Genomic DNA, 6,298 nt, shown 5'->3' on the forward strand with positions numbered 1-6,298 from the left:
CGGCATCATGCTGCGCAAGGACGACGCCGCCTTCAAGAAGGTCGTCGATGCCGCGACCGCGGCGCTCTACACCTCCGGCGAGGCGCAGAAGATCTACGACAAGTGGTTCACGCAGAAGATCCCGCCGAAGGGGCTGAATCTCAACACCCCGATCTCGGCCGAGCTGAAGAACGAGTTCGCCAAGCCGACGGATTCGCCCAATCCGGACGACTATAAGTAAGATAACTTCGATCTTTCGATAGGAATCATGTCCGGCCACTCTTGACACAGGGATGGCCGGACATTTGCATAGGCGGCCAAGATAGCTCTGACTGGCGCGTTCGCGCGGGGGACACGTGAACTATAACTGGAACTGGGGAATCTTCTTCCAGCCGAACCCGATGGGGACCGGCACCTATCTCGACATGCTCTTGTCGGGCCTGGTGCTGACCCTCAAGACCGCGGCGCTGGCCTGGGTCATCGCGCTGATCACCGGCTCGCTCGTCGGCGTGATGCGCACGCTGCCCTCGAAGGGGGCGAACTGGTTCGGCTTCGCCTATGTCGAATTCTTCCGCAACATGCCGCTGCTGGTGCAGCTCTTCCTGTGGTTCTTCGTGCTGCCGGAATTGCTGCCAAAAGGCGCCGGCACATGGCTGAAGCAGCTGCCCAACGCGCCGTTCTGGACGGCGGCGATCGGCGTCGGCTTCTTCATGTCGGCACGCGTCGCCGTGCAGCTACAGGCCGGCATCGGCTCGCTGCCGCGCGGGCAGAAGATGGCCGCAACCGCGCTGGGCCTGACCACCGCGCAGGGCTATCGCTACGTGCTGCTGCCGATGGCGTTCCGCATCATCCTGCCGCCGCTGACGTCCGAATTCCTCAACACCATCAAGAACACCGCCGTCGCGATCACCATCGGCCTGCTCGAGCTGACCGGACAGGCGCGTTCGATGCAGGAATTCTCGTTCCAGGTGTTCGAGGCCTTCACCGCCGCGACCATCCTCTACCTCCTCGTCAACGCCGTCGTCGTGACCGGAATGCGCTTTCTCGAGCGCTGGGTCGCGATCCCCGGCTACATCACGGGGAAATAAGCGATGTTCGGCAATCTCGATTTTGACGTCATCCGCCGCGCGCTGCCCTATCTGTTCCTCGAGGGCATGACCTTCACGCTGACGCTGACGGGGCTCGCGGCCCTTGGCGGTCTCGTCTTCGGCACGGCACTCGCGCTGATGCGGCTCTCCGGCTTCAAGGTCCTCGGCCGCATCGCCGGAATCTATGTCGACTTCATGCGCTCGCTGCCGCTGGTGCTGGTGATCTTCTGGTTCTACTTCCTGGTGCCCTATATCGGGCAGTGGGTGACGGGGGCCGCGCGCCCGATCAGCGTCGGCGCCTTCGCCTCCTCGCTCATCACCTTCATCATGTTCGAGGCCGCGTATTTCTCCGAGATCATGCGTGCCGGCATCCAGTCGATCTCGCGCGGCCAGCCGGCCGCGGCCAGTGCGCTGGGGCTGACCTACGCCCAGACCATGCGCTACGTCGTGCTGCCGCAGGCCTTCCGCAACATGCTGCCGGTTCTGATCACGCAGACCATCGTCCTGTTCCAGGACACTTCGCTGGTCTACGTCCTGTCGATCACGGACTTCCTGGGAGCGGCAAGCAAGGTGGCGCAGCGCGACGGGCGCCTGGTCGAAATGTATCTGTTCGCAGCGGTCGTCTACTTCACCATTTCCTGTATCGCATCCTTCGGCGTCCGCCGCCTGCAGGCGCGCATCGCCATCATTCGCTAGGGCTAGCCGCTCATGATCGAAATCAGCCACGTCAACAAATGGTACACGCCGAGCTTCCAGGTGCTGACCGATTGCACCACCAGCGTCACCAAGGGCGAGGTGGTCGTGGTCTGCGGCCCCTCGGGCTCGGGCAAGTCGACGCTGATCAAATGCGTCAACGCGCTGGAGCCGTTCCAGAGCGGCGACATCAGCGTCGATGGCACCAAGGTCAACGATCCCAAGACCAACCTGCCGAAGCTGCGTTCGCGCGTCGGCATGGTGTTCCAGCACTTCGAGCTGTTTCCGCACCTGAAGATCATCGACAATCTCTGCCTCGCGCAGCAGAAGGTGCTCGACCGGTCGCGCGACAAGGCGATAGCAAAAGGCATGCAGCTGCTGGAGCGCGTCGGCCTCAAGGAGCAGGCGCAGAAGTTTCCCGCGAACCTGTCCGGCGGCCAGCAGCAGCGCGTTGCGATCGCCCGAGCGCTCGCCATGGATCCGATCGTCATGCTGTTCGACGAGCCGACCTCGGCGCTCGACCCGGAAATGGTCAGCGAGGTGCTCGACGTCATGGTGGACCTCGCTCATGAAGGCATGACCATGATGGTTGTCACCCACGAGATGGGCTTTGCCCGTAAAGTGGCCAATCGCGTGATCTTCATGGACCGCGGCGAGATCGTCGAGGACGCGGCGAAGGAAGACTTCTTCGGCAAGCCGCGCAGCGACCGTGCGCAGAAGTTCCTGTCGAAGATTCTGTCGCATTAACTCCGCCCCGAGGCGCGCGTAGCGCGAGCTATGATGCGCAATTGCGCATCTGAGGATCCAATGTGCGGCAGGACGAGAGGCGAGATGGATTCCGGGCTCATTCGCTTCGCGAATGCCCCGGAATGACGGATCGAGGGTTTATCAGGCTCGCCAAATCTCCTATACCGAGAGCCAAATCCCCTTCCCCCCAGGAGACCTGCCTTGGACCCGATCGCCTACGTCAACGGCTCATTCGTCCCGCTCTCGGACGCCAAAATCTCGGTCCTCGATCGCGGCTTCCTGTTCGCCGACGGCATCTATGAGGTCTCGGCCGTGCTCGACGGCAAGCTGGTCGACAATGCCTCGCATCTGGCGCGGCTTGAGCGCTCGGTCGGCGAGATCAGCTTGAGGCTTCCGGAGACGGTCGAGCGGATCACCGAGCTGCAGAAGGAACTGATCGCGCGCAACACGCTCACGAACGGCCTCGTTTACCTCCAGGTGACGCGCGGCGCCGACAAGGGCCGCGACTTTCCGTTTCCCAAAGGCGACGTCAAGTCGAGCCTGGTGATGTTCACCTCGGAGAAGGACATCATCAACGCGGCGTCGGCGAAGACCGGCATCAACGTCATCACCGTGCCGGACATCCGCTGGGAGCGGCGCGACATCAAGAGTGTGGCGCTGCTGGCGCAAGTATTGGCAAAGCAGGCGGCGGCCGAAGCCGGCGCGGGCGAGGCCTGGATGCTGGAAGACGGCTATGTCACCGAAGGCGGTTCGTCCTCAGCGTTCATCCTCACCAAGGACGACGTCATCGTGACCCGCAAGAACTCCAACGCGATCCTGCCCGGCTGCACCCGCAAGGCGGTGGTGGCACTCGCCGAAGAGCGCCAGCTTCGCGTCGAGGAGCGTTCTTTCACGGTTGCGGAAGCGCTTGCCGCCAAGGAAGCCTTTGCCACCTCGGCGTCGCTGTTCGTCCAGCCGGTGGTTGCGATCGACGGCCAGAAGGTCGGCGACGGCAAGCCCGGTCCGATGGCCACGCGGCTGCGCGAGATCTACGTGGAGTTCGCCAAGGCGACCGCGGTTTAGCCGCGCACTCCGCTGTCATAGCTTTCGTAGGGTGGGCATGGCGCAAGTGCGCCTTTGCCCACCCTGCGGGACCTGCGCTGAGGCGCGCGCCGCAGCTCACGCCACCGACGCCTTCACCTTCACGGGATGGACCGCGCGGAACGCGATCGCGATCCTGTTCCAGGCGTTGATGGCGCCGATCAGCATGGTCAGGTTCACCGTCTCCGCATCGGAGAACTGTGCGCGGACCTGCTCATAGACATCGTCGGGCGCGTGCGTCTCCGAAATCAGTGTCACCGATTCGGTCCAGGCCAGCGCCGCGCGCTCGCGGTCGGAATAGAGCGGGGACTCGCGCCAGGCATTGAGCAGGTAGATGCGCTGCTCGGTCTCGCCGCGCTTGCGCGCGTCCTCGGTGTGCATGTTGATGCAGAAGGCGCAGCCGTTGATCTGCGACGCCCGGATCTTGACGAGCTCGATCAGTGATTTCTCCAGTCCGGTAGACTGGATCTGCTCCTCCAGCGCCATCAGTGCCTTCATCGTGTCGGGGGCGGCCTGGTAGAAGTTCATGCGGGGCTTCATGGTCGTTCTCCTTGCTTCCTACGGTTGATGTCAGTGGGCTCCGCCAGCCGAGGTCTGGCCGGGCTTCTTCAGGAAAAGGACGGCAGCCAAAGCCACGATCAGCGCCATGCCGAGCAGATAGAACGTGTCGCTGAAGGCGAAGATATAAGCCTGCTTCTGCACGCCATGACCGATCGCGACATAGGCGCGATGCGCGGCGTCTGCACGGTCGAGGATGCCGTGATTGACGAAATATTGAATGAGCTGTTCCAGCCGTGTACGGGTGGCCTGCTCGAACACCGAGACCGACTGCATCAGCACGTTGGAGTGATATTGCTCGCGCTTCGTCAGCACGGTCTGGAGCAGCGCGATGCCGACGGCACCGCCGAGATTGCGCATCATGTTGAACAGGCCGGAGGCTGAGCCCGCGTTCTCCGGCTCGATGCCTGCGGTTGCGACGGCCGACAGCGGAGCCATCACCAATGCTTGACCGATGGCGCGGACGACATTGGGCCACAGCAGCTGGTCGGCGGCATAATCGTTGGTCATATAGATGTTCATGAAGTTGGAAGCAGCGAACAGCACGAAGCCGACGCCGATGAGGATCCGCGCGTCGAACCGCTGCATCAGGCGTGGCACGAGAGGGATCAAGAGGAGCTGTGGCAATCCGGTCCAGGCCAGCACCATGCCGATCTGCTCGGCATTGTAGCCCTGAATGCGAGCCAGATATTGCGGCAGGATGAACACGGAGCCGTAGAGTGCGATACCGAGCAGGAAATTTGCGAGCATGCCGAAGCCGAAATTGCGGCGGACGAGCAGGCGCAGATTGAGCAGCGGCTTCTTTACCGTCAGTTCGATGATCAGGAAGGCGGTCAGTGCAACGGCTGCGATCACTGACAGCCTGACGATGAAGGGTGAGCCGAACCAGTCGTCCTTGTTTCCTTCCTCCAGCACGGTCTGGAGCGCCGAGAGCCCGATCGCCATGGTGATGATGCCGGCCCAGTCGCCCTCGCGCAGGAGAGACAGCTTCATGGGCTTTGCGTCGAGCGCGTACCAGAGCATGCCGACCATGATCGCGCCGGGGACGAGGTTGACGTAGAAGATGTACTCCCAGCCGAAATTCTCGGTGAGATAGCCGCCGATGGTCGGGCCGATCGCGGGCGCGAACGTCGCCGACAGCGCGAACAGGGCAAGGCCGACCGGTTGTTTTCCCCGCGGCAGCAGCGTGATGATCAGCGTGAATGCCATCGGAATTAGAACGCCGCCGGTGAACCCCTGCACGGCGCGCAGCACGATCATCTGCGGCAGGTCCTGCGCCAGTGCGCATGCCGCCGACAGCAGGAGGAACAGGATCGCGTTGGTGAGCAGATAGATGCGGATCGAGAATACCTGTGCGAGCCAGCCGGAGAGCGGGATTACCACGATCTCCGCGATCAGATAGGAGGTCGAAATCCAGCCGCCGTCGTCGATGCCGGCGCCGATCGCGCCCTGGATGTCCGCGAGCGAGGCGTTGACGATCTGGATGTTCAGCACCGCCATGAAAGCGCCGAGCGTGGCGCCGATCACCGCAATCCAGGTTCTTGCGGACACCGCCGGTGCGGCGGGCGCAGCGGAGGCGGAGAGACCGGTGGCGTTGACGGTCGGTTGCAGCGTGTTCATGGATTCAGCCGCCGTTCGCGCGAGACGTGGTGTCGGCCAGACGCTTGGCCGTCTCGCGCTCGGCCAGCACCGCTTGCTTGGTGTTCACGGTCGGCACCGCCGACATGCCGGGGCGCAGCAGGCCGGTGAGGTTGTGGTCGTCCAGCACGATCTTGACCGGAACGCGCTGCACGATCTTGGTGAAATTGCCGGTGGCGTTGTCCGGTGGCAGCAGCGCGAATTCGAGCCCGCTCGCCGGCGACAGGCTGTCGACGTGACCGCGCAGGGTCTTGTTGCGGAAGCTGTCGACGTGCAGTTCGACCGGCTGTCCCGGCCGCACATGCGTGAGCTGGGTTTCCTTGAAGTTCGCAACGACATAAACCGCATCGAGCGGCACGACCGCCATCAATTGCGTGCCGGCTTGCACGTATTGGCCGACCCGCAAGCTCCGGGCGCCGACCGTGCCGTCGACCGGCGCGGTGATCTCCGTATAAGACAGGTTCAGCGCCGCCTGCTGCGCGACCGCGCGGGCCCGTTCGAGCTGAGCGGTGGCC

Annotated in this window: 8 protein-coding genes; 5 read left to right on the forward strand and 3 right to left on the reverse strand. The window is 63.4% G+C overall.

Annotated elements, in window-relative coordinates:
• From MOV75_RS23760 to MOV75_RS23780, 5 genes are all read left to right on the forward strand, one after another.
• Positions 1-220: transporter substrate-binding domain-containing protein (locus tag MOV75_RS23760; protein ID WP_246920387.1), on the forward strand; the 220-nt coding region annotated here is incomplete at its 5' end.
• A 115-nt stretch (positions 221-335) separates the two neighbouring features.
• Positions 336-1,067 (forward strand): amino acid ABC transporter permease, encoded by a 732-nt coding sequence (locus tag MOV75_RS23765; RefSeq protein ID WP_246920397.1) that lies wholly within the window; start codon positions 336-338, stop codon positions 1,065-1,067.
• A gap of 3 nt (positions 1,068-1,070) precedes the next feature.
• Positions 1,071-1,763 carry an amino acid ABC transporter permease gene (locus MOV75_RS23770; RefSeq protein WP_246920400.1) on the forward strand — a complete coding sequence of 231 codons (693 nt, stop codon included), beginning with the start codon at positions 1,071-1,073 and terminating at the stop codon, positions 1,761-1,763.
• Positions 1,764-1,775: 12 nt separating this feature from the next.
• A complete protein-coding gene (locus MOV75_RS23775; RefSeq protein WP_246920403.1) occupies positions 1,776-2,507 on the forward strand; it encodes an amino acid ABC transporter ATP-binding protein in 732 nt (243 codons plus the stop codon).
• Between the two features lie 201 nt (positions 2,508-2,708).
• Positions 2,709-3,569, forward strand: coding sequence for a D-amino-acid transaminase (locus MOV75_RS23780; protein ID WP_247006718.1), 861 nt, complete (start codon positions 2,709-2,711; stop codon positions 3,567-3,569).
• Positions 3,570-3,665: 96 nt separating this feature from the next.
• On the opposite strand, the gene MOV75_RS23785 is transcribed toward MOV75_RS23780, so the two are convergent.
• The 3 genes from MOV75_RS23785 to MOV75_RS23795 all read right to left on the reverse strand — a co-directional run.
• Positions 3,666-4,127 (reverse strand): carboxymuconolactone decarboxylase family protein, encoded by a 462-nt coding sequence (locus tag MOV75_RS23785; protein ID WP_246920409.1) that lies wholly within the window; start codon positions 4,125-4,127, stop codon positions 3,666-3,668.
• A gap of 30 nt (positions 4,128-4,157) precedes the next feature.
• Positions 4,158-5,765 carry an MDR family MFS transporter gene (locus MOV75_RS23790; protein ID WP_246920412.1) on the reverse strand — a complete coding sequence of 536 codons (1,608 nt, stop codon included), beginning with the start codon at positions 5,763-5,765 and terminating at the stop codon, positions 4,158-4,160.
• Positions 5,766-5,769: 4 nt separating this feature from the next.
• On the reverse strand, positions 5,770-6,298 hold a 529-nt coding region (locus MOV75_RS23795), incomplete at its 5' end, for an HlyD family secretion protein (RefSeq protein WP_247006719.1).

It is taken from the genome of Bradyrhizobium sp. PRIMUS42 (assembly GCF_023006515.1).
Lineage (GTDB): Bacteria > Pseudomonadota > Alphaproteobacteria > Rhizobiales > Xanthobacteraceae > Bradyrhizobium.